The following is a 17,468-nucleotide window of genomic DNA, read 5'->3' as shown; positions in this document are numbered from 1 at the left end:
CTGCGCGCATTTCCATCCTGTTCCTTGCGTTGTGGCGATACGGGCGCGCCTTTGAAAAGGGCGGATCACGGTCGAGAGAAGCTGGGTAGGCAGGGTCAGCCTCGACGATCAAGGCTCATGGCAGTCGAGACCGATATCGAGGATCGGCGCGCTATGAGTCAACCAGCCGATGGAGATCAGGTCGACACCGGTCGCGGCGACGGCTGGCGCAGTCGTTGCGGTGATCCTTCCAGACGCCTCGGTGATCGCCCGACCGGCGACCATCGCCACGGCTTGGCGAAGCTCGTCGACCGACATGTTGTCGAGTAGGACAGCGTCAGGGGCGAGCGCCAGCGCCTCTTCCAACTGGGCCAGCGTGTCGACCTCGACTTCGATCTTGACGAGATGTCCGACCGTGCTTCGCGCCCGCTCGATTGCCGGGCGAATGCCGCCGGCGATGGCGATGTGGTTGTCCTTGATCAGGATGGCGTCATCAAGGCCGAAGCGGTGGTTGGAGCCACCACCGGCGCGCACGGCGTATTTTTCGACGGCTCGTAGACCGGGCGTCGTCTTGCGCGTGCAGACGATCTTTGCACCATGGCCGCGAACCGCTGCGACGACCGATGCCGTCGCCGTGGCGATGCCGCTCAGATGGCTGAGAAAATTGAGCGCGGTCCGTTCCGCCGTGAGCGTGGCCCAGGCCGGGCCGTTCACCGAGGCAATGATCTCGCCTTGCGCGACGTCGCTGCCGTCCGGCCGATGCACGGTCATTTCGACATTCTGGTCGATCAGGCGGAAGGCGAGCATCGCCAGGTCGAGGCCGGCGATTACTCCCGGCTGGCGTGCCGAAAGCACGGTCGTTGTCCGATGGTCCTTTGGCACGATGGCATCGGTGGTCAAGTCGCCGGCCCTGCCGAGATCTTCGAGCAGAGCCGCCCGCACCAGAGGCTCGAGCATGATTGCGGGAAGCGGCGAGAGGTTCATCATGCGACGCTTTCCAGTGCTGGGGAGGATGCGAGTTCCCGCGCTGCGGCAATGGCCACGTCGAACGTGATTTCGGAACGGCGAGCGACGGTTGCATGATGCGGAAAGTCGGTCCGGAAATGAGCGCCGCGGCTTTCCCGGCGCAGCAAGGCGGCAATCGTGATCATCAATCCAACGGCGGCGGGATCGGACGTCGCATCCTTGCGCTGGGCGACCGGCAACAAGGCGCGTGCAGCCTCTTTCAACGCTTCGCCATCTCGCGTGACGCCGAGCGCACGCGACAGGAGAGGACGCAAAGGCCTTGGATCCGACGCGGTCGGGTCAGAGGCCAACGCTGGCTTTCCGCCGCCGTCAGGTGACCCGGCGACGCTTTCGGCAACCCAGCGCGCGCAAACGACGGCCTCGGTCAGCGAGTTGCTGGCGAGCCGGTTGGCGCCGTGCAGGCCGGTGGAGGCAACTTCTCCGCACGCCCAAAGTCCTGGTATCGATGTGCGCCCGGCCAGATCCACGGCGATGCCACCCATGTGGTAATGCTGCGCCGGGCGGATGGGAATGAGATCACGCGCCGGATTGATGCCGGCCTTGCTGCAGGCTGATGCGATCGTCGGAAACTGCCGCGCGAATGTCGCACCGGGCTTTTCCCGTACATCGAGGAAGACGCGATGGCCGTCGGCAAGATGTCTCCAGACGGCGCGCGCCACGATGTCGCGCGGTGCGAGTTCCGCCTCACGCACGCCGTCGAGAAAACGCCGTCCTGTCTCGTCGACGATGGTTGCGCCTTCGCCGCGAACCGCCTCGCTGATGAGCGGCATCGGACGGCCCGGCCCGTCAAGCGCGGTCGGATGGAACTGGATGAATTCCAGGTCGGCAAGGACAGCGCCCGCGCGCGCCGCGAGCGCCAGGCCCTGTCCGCGGCTGCCCAATGGATTGGTTGAGTCGTGGAACAGCCCGCCGATCCCGCCGGTGGCGAGAATGACCCGTCCGGTGGCGAGGAACACCGGACCCGTCGAACAACTCGCCAGCACGCCGGTGATCCTGCCGTCCTCCACGGCCAGCCGGCGCGCTTCGATGCCCTCGACGACTGCTATTGTCGGCGTGGAGCGCACGGCGGCGACAAGTCCGCGCATGACCTCCCGTCCGCTGCCATCACCTCCGGCATGAACGATGCGTCGCCGGCTGTGCGCGGCTTCCAACCCGAGACGCAGAGCGCCTTCGGGCGTGCGATCGAAGCGGACCCCGAGCCGCGCCAGATCCTCGATCGCGGCGGGCGCGGCGTACACGATGCGCCTTGCTGCTTGCGCATCGCAAAGTCCGTCACCTGCGGCGAGCGTGTCGGCAAGATGGAGCGCCGGTTCATCATCGTCGCCCAGGCTGGCGGCCAGCCCACCTTGCGCCCACGCACTCGATGCGTCCGCGCCAAGCGGGGACCTTGAAAGGAGGACCACCGGCTCCGGTGTCAGATGCAGCGCGGTCATCAGCCCGGCTATGCCGCCGCCGATGATGACCGGCCGGCCGCCGAGATCGCGGACGTCCATGCTCATACGGCCAGCATCCGCTCGACAGCCAGCCGCGCGCGGCCGGCGATCTCGGGTGCGATGGTGACGACATGCCGGTTCTGCTCGAGCGCGGTGCGGATGTTGGCGAGCGTAATCCGCTTCATGTGCGGGCACAGATTGCAGGGGCGGATGAACTCCACATCGGGATGGTCCACCGCGACATTGTCGCTCATGGAACACTCGGTCATCAGTACGACCCGCGTCGGTTTTTGCTGCCCGACATAATCCGACATGGCGGCAGTCGAACCCGAGAAGTCAGCTTCCGCGACTACTTCAGGCGGGCACTCGGGGTGCGCCAGCACCGTCACGCCCGGATGACTTTCGCGCAACTCTCTGATGTCGGCGGGCGTGAAGCGCTCATGCACCTCGCAATGCCCTTTCCAGGCGATGATCTGCACGTCGGTCTGGGCGGCGATGTTCTGAGCCAGATACTCGTCCGGCAGCATGATCACCCGGGGGACACCCAGCGACTCTACAACGGCCTTCGCATTGCCTGAGGTACAGCAGATATCGGACTCTGCCTTCACTTCAGCCGACGTGTTGACATAGGTGACGACCGGCACGCCCGGATAGCGTTGCCTCAGCAACCGGATGTCCTCGGCGGTAATCGAGTCCGCCAGCGAACAGCCTGCGCGCAGATCGGGAATGAGCACCGTCTTTTGCGAATTGAGCAGCTTCGCCGTCTCGGCCATGAAATGCACGCCAGCCAGCACGATCACATCCGCTTCGGTCGACATCGCCTTGCGGGCAAGGGCCAGGCTGTCGCCGACGATATCCGCGACACAGTGAAAGATCTCCGGCGTCTGGTAGTTGTGCGCCAGGATGACGGCGTTTCGCTGCCGCTTCAGATCGAGAATGGCATCGATATCGCCGGCAAATGCCGGCCATTCGATCGGGGGGATAACGCGCCGGACGCGGTCGTACAAAGACGCGCTCGAAGGCAGGATGGCGCTCATCGAGCCTCCGATTATAGTCTGCAAGAATATAAGGCATATATCCTTTATGACTATAAGAGATGTCAAGCCCGCATAAGCGGCAATTTTGTCCCGGCCACCGGCCTCTCATCCAGAATGTCGTGGCGGAAGCGGTAGAGCTGCGCTGGCCGGCCGCCGGTCTCAGTGGTCGTCTCACCGGTCTTTTCAACCAGCTCCTGCTGTTCGATGAGCCGGCGAAAGTTTGGTTTGTCGATGAGCCTGCCGGAGAGTGCTTCCACGGTTCGCTGCAGCTGCAAGAGCGTAAAGAGCGGCGGCATCAGTTCGAACACGACGGGCCGGTATTTGATTTTGGACCGCAGCCGGGCAATAGCCGTTGACAGGATACGGCGGTGATCGGCGATCATGGATTTACCTGGAACCGCTGTAGGCGCGGCTGAATGTCCGCCGCGTACCGCTTCCTCCACCAGCATTGCCTCGTAGAGAAGTTCGTAGCGCTGCAGCGCGAACTCCTCGTTCCATGACCGGTCGTCGAAGCCGAAGGCGATAGCCGTGCGCCGCCGGCGATCGAGCCGGATGGCGGTTTCGTCAGCGCTATCCGCCCATTCCCTCAGGCGCGGCCGCACTTCCAGCACCGCCGCCGGCGCGCCGGAGCGATGATCCTCCCAAGGAAAATAGTCGTACCAGCTTGCCCAGGAAGCGGCGCCCGCATCCTCGATCTGCGTAAGCGCGAGATAGCTGATCGAGATCACGCGCTCCTCGGCGCCGATTCGGTCGCGATCGGCGAAGGTGTAGAGCTGTTCGATATAGCCGAGCGGGTGGCCGGTCTGTTGTTCGACCCATCCCCTGAGGCCGGACTGCAACGAACGGTGAGCGAGTTCGAACGGACCTGATGGCAGGGCATTTGCCTGCGGGATGGTCAGAACGCAGGGGACGTTGTTGTTCATGGCGACGACGACGGCGATCAGGTCCGCCTTGACGTTGTTGCCCTTGCCTCCAGATCTGCGTTGCCTGGTCGGCTTTTCCTGATGGTCCATGATTCCTGATCTGGCTGGGCTAAGTTCCGCTGCGGAAGCAGCTGAACCGATTTAGATTGGTTTTCTACGATAACTGCCGGCGCGTCAACATCACGCTAGGAGGCGGCTTTCCAGCATGACGCCAATCGAATGTTGGCGCGCTTCCCGACGACTTTAAAGGGTTCTGTCGCAAACATTTTGGTAACGGTTGACCGGCATGAGAACGGCGTGCAAGTCCGGAGTTGCTTCATGTTCAAAGGCCGCCACTTCGATCGGTCCGTCATCCTGCTCTGCGTGAGATGGTATCTGGCCTACAATCTCAGTCTGCGTGACCTGGAAGAAATGATGTCTGAACGCGGCATCACCGTCGATCACTCGACTGTCAATCGCTGGGTCGGGCGCTTCACGCGGCTCGCGGAACGTTTCAGCCGGCGGAAGCGAGCCGTGACAGGCAAGTGGCACGTGGACGAAACTTACATCAAGGTTCGCGGCCAGTGGATGTATCTGTATCGCGCCATCGACAACGTCGGCGATACCGTAGAGTTCTGGTTTAGCGAACATCGCGATCTGCTGGCCGCCAAACGCTTTCTGCGCAAGGCCCTGGGCCAGCATGGTCGACCAGACCGCATTGTCATCGACGGCAGCCAGACCAACCGGGAAGCGATCATAGCCTGCGACGGGGAGAATCGTCTGCAAGACAGGTCACAACGAACGGTGAAGCCAATCCGTATCCGGCAAAGCCAGTATCTCAACAATGGGATCGAGCAGGACCATCGCCGCATCAAGCGGCGTATCCGTCCGATGCTCGGCTTCAAATCGTTCCGGTCGGCAGCAGTTACATTGACCGGCATCGAGATGGTTCACATGATGCGAAAGCGACACGGGCGTTTTGCCTTCAATCCGGCGCCAACCCGAAAAGAGCAATTCGAAGCAATCGCCGCCTGAAAATCCGTCTGGCGTAAGACGCTTTCTGCGCGCGAGTAGAGTTTGCGACAGAACCCTTCGAACTCGTCGCGCAACGCGCTGAGCGCACTGTTCCGTTTCCTCTCTGTCCAACGAGGCAAAGCCAAGTACGAACTCCAAGGTCTCGTTCTGCGGCGATGTCACGTTAACTCGCGGCTGTCGCAACGAGGCGCAATTGGCTCTGTGACGGGCTCAGGCAGCGATGCCGGCCTCGGCTTTCCATTGTGCCATGCGCAGCAGATGAATCTCTGGGGGCCCCATGCCTTTTGATCTGAACCCATTCCACAAAGACGCGGATCGCCATGCGATTTGGCCGTGCCTGCATGGATAGCACTAAAAAGCCGCCATATGTCGTCGTCCCTAGGAGGCGAATCCCTAAAGACAGTCCGTGCAGATTTACTATGATATAAAAATATCATACAGTCGATAATATTATTGATGTATCATACGGCGTCATTGTTGGCTAGAGTAGGCGGATTGGAAAATTCAACAGACGAGGACACCAATGGAAACCACTCAGCGCTTGGCATTTGATCCTTCGACGAAGCCGCGGGCTCGCGACCTGGGGCTACCGTTTTCCGGAAAGACCGGTTCCTATAACGCCATAACCGATGTTGCCGGCGTAGAGGTAGGCTATTCAACTGTGATCAGCGACGCGGCGGCGTCAGGCAGAGGACCGGCGCGCACCGGTATCACCGCCATCCTTCCGCGAGGCCGCGCCGGTCCTCTTCGGGCGCCCGTCTGGGCGGGATTCCACTGTCTGAACGGCAATGGCGAAATGACCGGGACGCACTGGATCAAGGAGGCTGGCTATTTCACGGGACCGATCGCGATCACCAATACTCACAGCCTTGGAACCGTTCATCAGTCGATCCTGGAATGGATGATCGACAAGCCTGATACCGACGCCGGGCCCTACAAGTTCATGCTCCCGGTGGTTGGCGAGACATGCGATGCCTACCTCAACGACATGGACGCCTTTCACGTTAACGCCGCGCATGTGAAAGAGGCTCTGGATGAGGCTTCGAGCGGACCGCTGGCCGAGGGGAATGTCGGCGGCGGGACTGGAATGATCTGCTTCGAGTTCAAGGGTGGCACGGGAACCTCGTCTCGGGTCGTCGACGTGCTCGGTTCGGGCTATACCGTCGGCTGCCTTGTGCAGGCGAACTTCGGAATTCGACCCCTCCTCAAAATTCTCGGCGTTCCTGTTGGTGAACACCTCACATCGAGTCGGCTCTTTGCCGGTGAGCAGGGTTCGATCATCGCGGTAGTGGCGACCGACGCGCCACTCATGCCGACCCAGTTGGAACGGGTCGCTCGACGGGCGGGCCTCGGCATCGGCCGGACGGGCACGCAGGCGGGAGATGGATCCGGCGACCTTTGTCTTGCCTTCTCCACAGCAAACCTGACGACCAGTGAGTCAGCCACAGCACCCGCTGTCGGCGGTCTCGCTTTCTTACCGAACAACAGGCTTGACCCCCTGTTCGAGGCGACGGCTCAGGCGGTGGAGGAAGCGATCATCAACGCCATGGTGGCAGCCGAATCAATGGTGGGGCGCGAAGGCAGGCTTGTTGCCGCGATCGAGCACGATGCGGTAAGGGAGGTTATGCGCAACTATGGACGATTGAACGTATGAGCCGCAAGCAAGCGCCCCCGCCAGCGCCTGCCTCGTTTCCCTTCGTTGAGAAGATCAAGGAACGGCAGGCAACATTCTCGAAGGCGGAAAGTGGCATCGCCGCCTATCTCGTCACGAATGTCCGCGACATCCCTTTTGAAACCGCGGCCTCGATCTCGAGCAAGCTCAAACTCAGCCCTATGACCGTCGGGCGCTTCCTGCGTTCACTGGGCTATGAGAACCTCGCCGCTCTTAAGGAGGAACTCGGCAGCACCATCCATCAGATTGCTTGGCTCGTTGGAGAACGATATGAGCGCATGACGTCTGCCGAGCGGTCAAGGAATAAGACGGACAGTGCCGCGCGCGATCGCTCCGCCAGTCTCGATTTGGAATTGAAGGCTGTCATCAGCGCCTATGAGCAGGCTGGCACTGAACATTTCGGCGAAGCGGCGGAGATGGTCGCCAAGGCCGATCGGGTCTACGTGGCTGGCTTTCAGACTGTGCGCGGCCTGGCCATGGACTTTGCCGTGCGCCTCGAATATGCCCGCCCGAATGTCCGCTTTATAGACGGTGCCAGCGGCACCTACAGCGAGTTGTTCGCAGACGAAACCGGAAGGCCACTCCTCATTGTTGTAGACGTCCGACGCTACGCAAAGCAGGCAATGCTCTTGGCCCGGCAGGCGTCGCAGGCGAATATCACTCTTGTCATAATCACGGACTCCGTGTGCTACTGGGCGCAGGAACTCACCGACAAAGTGTTCCGAATTGCCACCGACGTCGATATGTTCTGGGAAAGTAACGCGCCAGTCACAACCTTCCTCGGTCTTTTTGTGGATGAGGTGATTCACCGTCTTGGCCCTTCGGTCAAAAAACGCAGCGAGCGGCTGCAAAAGCTGCAGGACGCCTTTGGAAGTTTTGCCGATTAGCAACCGGAATACGAGCGTCCTGTCGCTCGTCAAGCCGTCCGCTCACTAACGCAAGGCGTCTGTCAGCCAACTGATAACTTGGGGCAATGTTTATTCCCGCGTCCGATGTGGAGGGCGCTCCGATCTCGATCGCATCCTTCGCGATTGCGATCCGCGAAATACTCCCTCAGGCGAGGCTTCAAGCACCAGCCTAAAATTGCCAAAGCACTTGTGGCCATCCAGCAGCGGCCGGCCAACCGACCCCCAGGCGAAAGTGTAGACGAGAACGAGCATCCGAGACTCGAGCGTACGTGATGCCCAATGATACAGCGCCGAGTAGATGGGGCCGTGAGCCGAGCGGAAAGCTTAGACTGTATGTGTCGGCCGCCCCTGAGGACGGCGCAAGCCGATGGTCTCGCATCGTCATCGCGCAATATCCGGCTCTAGCCGGCAGAGCACGCCGTTGCCCCAAGGCTCGCATCGGTCCTGGTCGATACAGCGGAGGAGCTCTCGAACGGCTCTCCCGTCCTGCCAACGCTTGCCTGAGCGCGCGCGGCACTTCTGGCTGTTGGCTATCGCGAGGTCGAATACCTGGAACTTCGCGCCGAAACAGATCTGCAATCGTTGGCAAGCCTTGACCGACCGGCGCGTCTACTTGCGGCAGCTTGGCTCAGCCAAACGCGGCTCATTGACAATGTTAAAGCCTTCTGACGTTTCGAGTTGCAAGAGCCGCACGGTGGAACCACGTCGTCGCGTGAAGAGGATCCGCCAACTGGACGGGAAATCGGACAGGCGTAGCAGGGTTCGCAGATGCCTAATGGCAAGGTCCTGCGAGGGGGCAAGCTCTAGAAGGGACAAGCCCGGTGACAGCCAGTTGTCGAGCGCAACGACGCGCTGCGCGACGAGCTTGCGTATTGCGACTTGGGCAATTGAAATGCCGCCGTTTAGGCGAATCTCTCCCTCAAATACTCGTTCAGAAATATCCCCTCAGGGTCAAGGTTTTGCCTTTGCTTTACAAAGTCGCCATATCTTGAATAAAGCGCTTCGATGTCAGAGCGGTCGAGGGAATTGAGTTTCCCCCAGTGCGGGCGGCCTTTCACACAGGAAAATATCGCCTCGCAATCGCGGATGAACGGCCAGTAGTCTTCGCCCGCAGCACCCGAGACAGATATCATGGCCGTCTTCCTAAGGTGGTAAGGGCTGAGCAAAATTTCATCGGCCGCGACCGTTCTGTACTCGACGGGAAATATCTGGTCAGGGTATTTTGTTTGAATGAGTCTACGAATTTCGCGCAATACGTGCGGTCCTTCATCGTAGGGTACCGCATATTCGCATTCATTGTGATTAGGCATGGGAATGGAGCCTGGAAAAATCCGGTAGCTGGGGCCGATTCGTTCTCCGGGGTTCTCCGCGACCGACTCTGGCTGCGCCGTTGTCACATTGAGAGTTCGGATTTCACAGACGTCTGACTTTTTGCTCGTCACGCCGAACGTGGAGGTATCGGGCAGGCTATACAGGGAGGCTGAATGTTCCGTCGGACACCAAAAAATTCGAGCGCTACGATTGGCGCTGCACAAATCCTCCAGATGGGACATGCAATCCTCGAAGTCTTCTCTCCAAATTTTGTCGTGTAAATCAAACGAAGGCTGGAGCCTCATAGTGATTGCAAGGATGACCCCCGTCATTCCCATTGAAACGGCAGCAGCCTGCAATGCCGGGGCACTTGAAACATTATTCAATTCGACAATCGATCCGTCTCCGATCGCTAGCCGCATTCCTACGATGGGTCCCGCAAGGCATTGCAAGGTGTTGCCGCTGCCATGGGTTCCGGTAGAGACCGCGCCGCTAATGGTCTGGAGATCTATGTCGCCTTGGTTTGGCAGAGCCCATCCTGCTGCCCGCAGTTCCGGACCAATGTCACAAATTCGCGTGCCTCCGCGCATCGTCACAAGGCCGGTCTCGGAGTCTATCGATTCAATTCCAGTCAATCGTTCTGCCGAGATAAGGACGCCGTCTGTTGGTACAATCGGCGTGTAGGAGTGCCCGGTTCCCACGACGCGGACCGTCAGCTTTGTGGCTGCCGCAGCCTTGATTGTCAGCTCACCGCTGGCGAAAATAGGCTGCTGATTGCTCGGGTTTGCGGCCCGAGCTTGTCGGCCGCTCGATCCCCAGCGTCGTTTGCGGCGGAAGCTCACCCGCGTGCAATTGAAAGACTCGTTCATCCAGTTCCTTGTCTGCTTCCGTGAGCCGATGGTTCAGGCGAAGGTAATCCGTCCAGGTCGGGGTGCGGAATGTCTCTGTCCACCGCAAAGGGTCTTGGAGATCGCGCTGGAGTGTCCACTGCCGAGCACCGACGCGGCTATGTACATGCCGCCGCTCGCGCATGAGTCCCATGAAGGCCTCGACATTTTCAACCGAGACCAAATACTCGATCTTGACAACAATGGGACCGCTTCGTGGTTTCAGATCAAGCGCAACTGGCGGCGCGCTGAATTGCTCCAAAGGATCTGGCTCGGAGTCGCGTCGTTCGCGAAGAGGAAACAGCACGCCGACCGCAGCGACCATTAACAGAGCGCCGGCCGAGCCCTCTAGTGCCCAGCTCAGGGAGTGGTTCTCAGCTACCGTGCCCCAGATCCAACTTCCAGCCGCTATGCCGCCATCCACCAAAGCATAGTAGATCGCAATCGTGCGCCCTACCACCCATCGCGGGCTCGCCAGTTGCACGCTGATACCGAGCCCGGACCAAGCGGTCACCCAGCCCGCGCCGCCCAAGGCCAATCCAAATGCCGCAACTGGAATTGAAGAGGTCAGAGCAAGAAGGAGCGAGCACGCAGCGCAGGCGAGAGACGCCAGCCTTATCAGCTGCTCTTCAGACAAATGCCGTCTGAATACGCTGTTCGAGATGCCAGCGAGGACAGCGCCTGTCCCGAAACCGGCCATGAGGGTGCCATAGGCCAGGGGTCCTCCTCCCAACTGATCACGGACAATCAGCGGCAGCAGCGCGAGTATGGCGATGCTTGCCAGTCCAAATAACGTTCCGCGCGCGATCGCCGCTTTGATTTCCGATGACATCGCCGTGAAGCGCAGCCCGTCATAGATCGCCGTCCTCAACGGCTCACGCGGGAGGGGCGAGGAGCGAACCTTCCATTTGCAGCGCCATAGGGTGCCCAGGGGCACCAGGTAGCTGAGCGTGGTCAGCGCGAACGCCGTCAGCAATCCAAACGAAGCAACGACGATACCGCCGAGCGCCGGACCTACAGTCCGCACGGTGTTGAAGCCGACGGAGAGCAGGGTAACCGCGGCCGGAACATCGCGTCGCTCGACAATATCGCCAACCGATGCTTGCCAGGCTGGATCGTTGAGAGCCGCACCGCTGGCGATCAGGAAGCTGAAGCCAAGGATCATCCACGGATCGACAAAACCCAAAGCCACGGAAATGGTCAGCATGGCGGATGCTGTCGCCATAAGGCACCGGCCGGCGAACATGACTCTGCGGCGGCTGAAATTATCCGCAACCGCCCCGATGAAGACGGAAAAGATGAACGCCGGAAGGTTCGATGAAGCCTGCACAAGCGCAACCATCAAATCGGACGTCGAGATCGTTGCCATCAGCCAACTGATGGCAACAGTCTGCATCAGCCAGCCCAGACTAGAAACCTGCGTCGCGAGCCAAATAGAGCGAAAGGTCGAGTTCTGGAGCGGTGCAAACGTGGCCGGCGAAACTGCGTTTAGATCGCCGCCCGCTGTTGTGCTCATTGTTCAACCCTACCTTCAGTCTATTCACAGCTTCGCATGAGGCGGAATGGTTTGCCGCGCATTAATGAAACGGAGATTCCATTTTTGTCGGCTTTTCGATCTTGGTTCGCTGATCAAAGTGTTGAGCGGGCGGGAGTTTTCTTCCGTGATCCAGTTGCTATCCGCTGTTGCCAACGGTGACTTTGGGACAAACGAAACCTGCAGCTTGATCCAGCCCCGTCACGGGAACTCAAAGTTTAACCTGTAGCTTAGCTCGCTGTCTCGGCGGAGCGCTCGCGAAAAACGCCTCCCGACGCAGGAATTCTGCAAAAAGAGAGGAACGCCGCCGATTACGAACTTGCGTCGCATTAAGAGAAGCCTCTTCTAATGACGAATGCCCCGTCCGGCGTGCTCAAGGAGGCCGAAATCGAACGCCTGATGACGGACACGCTGATGGAAAGACTGGCCGCAGCGGACGCGCTGAGGAAGACCGCCGGGAAGAATGGACTCCGGGGCCAGAATCTCAAGGCTGCAGGATCAAAGCGATTCAAGGCCATAGTGAGGAAGGCGGTAAGGGACGTACTGGAGGGCGTGGCGCGCTCCGAAAAACTGGATCCCGCCGCCGTCACATTGCTGGCGTCAATCAGCGCCGTTGTTGCAAGGAAGAGACCCGAGTTGTCGGAGCGGAACATGGAACTCTTGGTGGAGGCCATGCTGCCCGCTAACGATCCCATGTCGGCAGTCCGGTCCAAGGTCGAAGCTGACAATGCCAGGGCGCGTGTGAGCCGAGGAAGTCCCCTGCCTCACGAGCGCCGAGCTAGCTGAACTGGCAGGCCATAGCGCCCGCAACAGGAGCGCGACGGGTTCCCGGTGGAAGGCCGAAAGGAAGACATTCTCCGTGCAGCTAGGCGGCCGCGAGGAAACGAAATTGTTCTGAAATTTGGCGGTAACTATTCCACGCAAAGCCCAAGCGTGACCGTCAAGGGAAAGGTCATCAGCATCGGCAAGAACGTCCCTGTCGTTTACGACGGACCGTCCGACGGCGGCACTAGGACATATATCGAAAAATACGCCGTTCTCAAAATTGGAAATATCAAAGTGCTGCTCACAAACCAGCCCTACGCCTATATCGATCCCGATTATTTCCGGGCCGCGGGGCTCGATCCCGAAAATGCGAAAATCATTGTCACCCGCTCTGGGTATCACTTCCAGCTTAATTTCGCGAAAATTGGCCGCGTCGTCACCGTCGATACGCCTGGAATGACCACGTACAGCATCGACCAGTTCCCCTGGCGCCACGCGCGGCCGTTTTACCCCTTGGACAGGATCGAATATAAGCCGCGCCAATACGTCCAACTTCCCAAGTGAGCTGGCTCAACAAAACCGCGCGTCCAAATTCACGAGCATGTTTGCACTGACGAGGGAAAACCCTGATCGACATGTCGACAACCACTGGCTCCTTCTCGTGAGGCTCAGGCGGGAAGGCGTTCGTGAACGACAAGAAGCTGTTCCGGCACGGGAGGAGAAGCTCGCCGTTCGCAAGCCATGGCGGTCGCAGGCCGGCGATCGGGAAGATGCTGGTGTCGCTAAGCGCTAGCGCTAGTTGCCCGACCGGCGTCGAGGATAATCCTTGCGCCACAGCACATTGCACCCATTCAGTGTCACGTCCGGCTCAATTTTGCAAAAGTCGGCCGCGTTGTCGCGGTGGATAGCTGGGTCACTTCGCACGACATTGACAGGCAATGCGCGGTCGCTTCTCAGGACCAGCTATCGATGGGTCTTACAGAACGCCAGGCCAAATCTGCCGGTTGCTGGTTACTCCTGGATAGGAAAGGAGAAGCTTGCCTTAACCCGGTCCATAACGACCATCGTTTTGAAGCCCTTGATATCATGATTTTCGTAGAAAAATCGGCGGGTAAACTGCTCGTAATCCTCCATGTTCTTCGCCGTCACGATCAAGATGAAATCAGCATCCCCCGTCACGTAATATCCAAGCATCACATCCTTGGTTTTGCGAATTGCAGCCTTAAATCGATCCACAATGTCTGCCCGCTCACGTTCGAGCGACACCAAAACGATCATCGTAAGTTGTCGCCCCACAGCCTTCGGCGACACGATCGACACATCGGCCTCGATTACGCCCGCCTCCCGCAATTTCTTCAGTCTGCGCTGGCACGCTGTCGGTGAAAGGTTTGCAATGTTTGCGAGCTCCTCGGAGGTCAAACGATTGTTGTGCTGAACGGCCTCCAGGAGTGCAAGGTCGGCGTTGTCGAGTTCCATCGGATCATTGTCCTGCGTTGCGGGCCATGTTCTGCAGGATTTCTGCTTAGCCGTGGGCAACTGCGCCGTCAACCGCGGTCTCGGATTGGCTAATTTACACCTTACCAAGTCTCAGCGGGCGACCACGGCATCCTAAGGAAGTTCGGAAGCTTCGCGACCCGCTTCCCACAGAACGGGAGAGACAACGCGCACGGCATTTGAAGGATTTACAATGACCATCAACATCAAAGACATCGCTGAAAAGGACCGCAACTCGGTCCTGCATCCTTTCACGCAGCTCAAGGACTTTGCCAGCGGCAAGCTTGGCGAGCCGACAATCGTCGAGACCGGGAAGGGGATCCGGATCCAGGATGCATATGGCAACCAGCTGATCGACGGTTTTGCGGGTCTGTACTGCGTCAATGTCGGCTATGGCCGCACCGAAGTCGCCGAGGCGATCTCGCGTCAGGCCTATCGTCTTGCCTACTACCATTCGTACGCAGCACACACGACCGACGAACTCGCAATTCTTTCCGACCGTCTGGTGAAGATGGCGCCGGGCAAGATGAGCAAGGTGTTCTACGGTATGTCCGGGTCGGACGCCAATGAGACGCAGGCCAAGCTCGTCTGGTACTATAACAACCTGCGCGGCAAGCCGACCAAGAAGAAGATCATCTCGCGTGAGCGCGGCTATCATGGCTGCAGCGTCGTCGCCGGCTCGATGACCGGCATGAGCTTTTATCATGACCATATGGACCTGCCGCTGCCGCAGGTCGTCCACACGGGCGCGCCGCATCATTATTGGGGTGCGGAGCCCGGCGAAACTGAACGGGAATTCTCTGCCCGCCGCGCCGCCGAGCTTGACCAGTTGATCGAGCAGCTCGGTCCCGACAATGTCGGCGGCTTCATCGCTGAGCCTGTGCTTGGTACCGGGGGCATCACGCCGCCGCCCGAAGGGTATTGGGCAGCCATCCAGCCTGTGCTGAAGAAGCACGACGTCCTGCTGATCGCTGATGAAGTCATCACCGGTTTTGGCCGCACCGGCTCCATGTTCGGCTCGCAACATTACGGCATCGAGCCTGACCTCATCACCGTCGCCAAGGGCCTGACCTCTGCGTACTTCCCGCTCTCGGCGGCGATCGTCGGCGAGAAGGTCTACAAGGTGCTGGAAGACGGCGCTGACAGGGTTGGCGCTTTCTCGCATGGCTACACCTATTCAGGTCATCCAATTGGAGCCGCCGCTGCCAACGCGGTTCTCGACATCGTCGAAAGAGAAGATCTCCCCGGCAATGCTCGCGACGTCGGTGCATTTTTCCAGGCGCAGCTGAAGCAGAAATTCGCGCAGTTGCCGATCGTCGGTGAAGTGCGTGGTGTCGGCCTCATGGGCGCGATCGAGTTCGTGGCTGACCGCAACAATCGAAAGCGTTTTGATCCGGCGCTCAAGGTTGGGGCGCGGATTTCCAAGGCTGCCCGCGACCGCGGTCTTATAGCGCGCGCTATGCCGCACGGCGACATTCTAGGCTTTGCCCCGCCGCTCGTAACAACCAAGTCAGAAGTCGAGGAAATCGTTGCAATTGCCGAAAGCGCGGTCCGCTTCGTGATGGATGAGCTCGTCCGTGAGGGCCAGCAAATCTGAACCTTGGCAGCCGGGGCATTCCCGGCCCAATTGCTTGAACCGATTGTCACCATCTGCCGCATCACCATGGAAACAGGGCAGGGGTCTAAGACCTGCCCTGACCAAAGAATACCGACCGTAAATGCCGGCGTCATCACAGAAGGGAAGGGTAGCCTATGACAGCTGCCAAGCTTCATATCAAAGCGGGCGTGCCGCCCAAATCTGTCTACAACCCCTTTGACGGGTCTTTGATAGGATCGATCGACGTCACGGATGCAGGCGATGCCGGCGAATGTCTCGCCCGTGCCCGGCGTGGTGCAGAGCTTTCGCGCGACCTGCCCAGGCACCGCCGCGCCGCTATTCTTGAAGGCGCTGCGCAGATTGTCGAGCGCAAGCGCGATGTCTTTGCCGAAACCATTGTCCGCGAAGCCGGAAAGACAATCGTTCAGGCACGCAAGGAAGTCAGTCGCTGCGTCAATACGCTGAAGCTGTCGGCAGAAGAAGCCAGGCGCAACGCCGGCGAGATCGTGCCCTTCGATGCTTTTGCGGGATCAGAACAGCGCCAGGGCTGGTTTACGCGCGAGCCGCTTGGCATCATCACGGCAATCACCCCGTATAACGATCCCCTGAATCTGGTGGCTCACAAGCTCGGTCCAGCGATCGCAGGTGGTAACGCTGTCCTGCTGAAGCCGTCGCATTTGACACCATTTTCCGCCATCAATCTTGTCGAGGCTCTTTTGGAAGCCGGCCTGCCTCAGGACGTCATCACCGTTCTTCATGGTGACAGGGAGTTGGTCACTGCCTTGATCTCTGCCCGCGACGTTCGCATGGTGTCGTTTACCGGTGGATTTGCGACCGGCGAGGCGATCAGCCGTTCGGCAGGACTGAAGAAACTCGCGATGGAACTTGGCGGCAATGCCCCGGTGATCGTGATGAATGACTGTGAGTTCGACAAAGCGGTCGAAGGCTGCGTATCCGGCGCGTTCTGGGCCGCTGGACAAAATTGCATTGGCGCCCAGCGCATTTTGGTTGAGACAGCTCTCTATGAGCGATTTCGTGATGCCTTCGTCGCTGGAACAAAAAAACTCAAGGCTGGAAATCCTACGCACGAGGACACGGATGTCGGTCCGATGATCTCGACACAGTCGGCCGAGCGCACCGAAGCGGCGGTCAATGATGCTATTGCCGCTGGAGCCAAGCTGCTGTGCGGCCATCGCCGCGATGGATCGCTTTATCATCCCACGGTGCTGGAAGGCACACCTCGAAACTGCGGCCTGTGGCACGAGGAGGTGTTCGCGCCTGTTGTCATGCTCGCCCCCTTCGACACGCTCGATCAGGCTATCGAGATTGCCAACGAGCCCGAATACGCCTTGCATGCCGGCATCTTCACCAGCAATCTCAATGTTGCACTCGAAGCGGCAAGCAGGATCGAAGCTGGCGGCGTTATGATCAACGATTCCTCCGACTACCGCTTCGACGCCATGCCTTTCGGCGGTTTCAAATACGGCAGCATGGGCAGGGAAGGCGTTCGCTTTGCCTACGAAGAGATGACGCAGCCGAAGGTCGTGTGCATCAACAGACGGTAAGCGGGCGTAACCGGGCTGAAGAGGACCTAGTGGTCGCAGGGAAGAGGCGTTGAAATCTTATGCTGAGGCGGTGCGCCAGCTCACATCAGCACGCGGTGGGTGGAATCACAACCCAAAGTGAAATCCACCTGAGTGCTTTCAAACAGGGGCATCGATAGCTGGGGGCGAGACGTGATTTGTGCCCCAAAATTGCTGATTGAGAGGGCGGTCCGAAGGCATTGAGTGTCCGACCGGCCCTAGGAGGAAACATCAGTGCATGCAAACCTGCTCCCCGAAACCGTCAATGGAAGTGGTGCTGTCCCAACGCCGCAGTGCGTGATGAA

At 59.5% G+C, this 17,468-nt stretch carries 15 protein-coding genes; 8 read left to right on the top strand and 7 right to left on the bottom strand.

Annotated features, from left to right (window positions below; translation table 11 throughout):
- Positions 1 to 108 precede the first annotated feature (108 nt).
- The 4 genes from nadC to AC1D05_RS24210 form a co-directional block, all read right to left on the bottom strand.
- Positions 109 to 963: a carboxylating nicotinate-nucleotide diphosphorylase gene (gene nadC / locus AC1D05_RS24225; protein WP_477444387.1), complete on the bottom strand. Its 855-nt coding sequence runs from the start codon at positions 961 to 963 to the stop codon at positions 109 to 111.
- On the bottom strand, positions 963 to 2,504 hold the full coding sequence (locus tag AC1D05_RS24220) for an L-aspartate oxidase (RefSeq protein WP_477444260.1): 1,542 nt from the start codon (positions 2,502 to 2,504) through the stop codon (positions 963 to 965). Before AC1D05_RS24220 ends, nadC begins: the two co-directional genes overlap by 1 nt.
- On the bottom strand, positions 2,501 to 3,475 hold the full coding sequence (gene nadA / locus AC1D05_RS24215) for a quinolinate synthase NadA (protein ID WP_477444259.1): 975 nt from the start codon (positions 3,473 to 3,475) through the stop codon (positions 2,501 to 2,503). Before nadA ends, AC1D05_RS24220 begins: the two co-directional genes overlap by 4 nt.
- A 62-nt stretch (positions 3,476 to 3,537) precedes the next feature.
- On the bottom strand, positions 3,538 to 4,488 hold the full coding sequence (locus AC1D05_RS24210; protein WP_477444258.1) for an NUDIX hydrolase: 951 nt from the start codon (positions 4,486 to 4,488) through the stop codon (positions 3,538 to 3,540).
- A 228-nt stretch (positions 4,489 to 4,716) separates the two neighbouring features.
- Here AC1D05_RS24210 and AC1D05_RS24205 point away from each other — a divergent pair, with 228 nt between their 5' ends.
- The 4 genes from AC1D05_RS24205 (at position 4,717) to AC1D05_RS24190 (ending at position 8,661) form a co-directional block, all read left to right on the top strand.
- Positions 4,717 to 5,412, top strand: coding sequence for an IS6 family transposase (locus AC1D05_RS24205; RefSeq protein ID WP_477444257.1), 696 nt, complete (start codon positions 4,717 to 4,719; stop codon positions 5,410 to 5,412).
- A 523-nt stretch (positions 5,413 to 5,935) separates the two neighbouring features.
- Positions 5,936 to 7,066 carry a DmpA family aminopeptidase gene (locus AC1D05_RS24200; RefSeq protein WP_477444256.1) on the top strand — a complete coding sequence of 377 codons (1,131 nt, stop codon included), beginning with the start codon at positions 5,936 to 5,938 and terminating at the stop codon, positions 7,064 to 7,066.
- A complete protein-coding gene (locus AC1D05_RS24195) occupies positions 7,063 to 7,971 on the top strand; it encodes a MurR/RpiR family transcriptional regulator (protein ID WP_477444255.1) in 909 nt (302 codons plus the stop codon). Before AC1D05_RS24200 ends, AC1D05_RS24195 begins: the two co-directional genes overlap by 4 nt.
- A gap of 540 nt (positions 7,972 to 8,511) precedes the next feature.
- Entirely contained in the window at positions 8,512 to 8,661 is a 150-nt protein-coding gene (locus tag AC1D05_RS24190; RefSeq protein ID WP_477444386.1) for a pantoate--beta-alanine ligase, read from the top strand.
- 233 nt (positions 8,662 to 8,894) lie between these two features.
- Here AC1D05_RS24190 and AC1D05_RS24185 read toward each other — a convergent pair whose 3' ends face one another.
- Together AC1D05_RS24185 and AC1D05_RS24180 are read right to left on the bottom strand one after the other, a co-directional pair.
- The gene (locus tag AC1D05_RS24185) at positions 8,895 to 10,145 is read right to left on the bottom strand and encodes a D-arabinono-1,4-lactone oxidase (RefSeq protein ID WP_477444385.1); all 1,251 of its coding nucleotides are present in this window, start codon (positions 10,143 to 10,145) and stop codon (positions 8,895 to 8,897) included.
- Positions 10,051 to 11,706: an MFS transporter gene (locus tag AC1D05_RS24180; RefSeq protein WP_477444254.1), complete on the bottom strand. Its 1,656-nt coding sequence runs from the start codon at positions 11,704 to 11,706 to the stop codon at positions 10,051 to 10,053. Before AC1D05_RS24180 ends, AC1D05_RS24185 begins: the two co-directional genes overlap by 95 nt.
- 366 nt (positions 11,707 to 12,072) lie before the next feature.
- Between AC1D05_RS24180 and AC1D05_RS24175 the strand changes: the two genes are divergently transcribed.
- A complete protein-coding gene (locus AC1D05_RS24175) occupies positions 12,073 to 12,510 on the top strand; it encodes a hypothetical protein (RefSeq protein WP_477444253.1) in 438 nt (145 codons plus the stop codon).
- Between the two features lie 45 nt (positions 12,511 to 12,555).
- On the top strand, positions 12,556 to 13,053 hold the full coding sequence (locus AC1D05_RS24170; protein WP_477444252.1) for an MlrC C-terminal domain-containing protein: 498 nt from the start codon (positions 12,556 to 12,558) through the stop codon (positions 13,051 to 13,053).
- A 447-nt stretch (positions 13,054 to 13,500) separates the two neighbouring features.
- Here the strand turns inward: AC1D05_RS24170 and AC1D05_RS24165 are convergent, their stop codons facing one another.
- Positions 13,501 to 13,965 carry an Lrp/AsnC family transcriptional regulator gene (locus AC1D05_RS24165; RefSeq protein WP_477444251.1) on the bottom strand — a complete coding sequence of 155 codons (465 nt, stop codon included), beginning with the start codon at positions 13,963 to 13,965 and terminating at the stop codon, positions 13,501 to 13,503.
- Positions 13,966 to 14,176: 211 nt separating this feature from the next.
- On the opposite strand from AC1D05_RS24165, the gene AC1D05_RS24160 reads away from it, so the two are divergent.
- Positions 14,177 to 15,580, top strand: a complete 1,404-nt coding sequence (locus tag AC1D05_RS24160) for an aminotransferase (protein WP_477444250.1) — start codon at positions 14,177 to 14,179, stop codon at positions 15,578 to 15,580.
- A gap of 155 nt (positions 15,581 to 15,735) precedes the next feature.
- Positions 15,736 to 17,145 (top strand): aldehyde dehydrogenase family protein, encoded by a 1,410-nt coding sequence (locus AC1D05_RS24155; protein WP_477444249.1) that lies wholly within the window; start codon positions 15,736 to 15,738, stop codon positions 17,143 to 17,145.
- Positions 17,146 to 17,468 lie beyond the last annotated feature (323 nt).

Source organism: Mesorhizobium sp. P2_E9, assembly GCF_056403815.1.
This window is presented reverse-complemented; position numbering and strand designations above follow the sequence as displayed.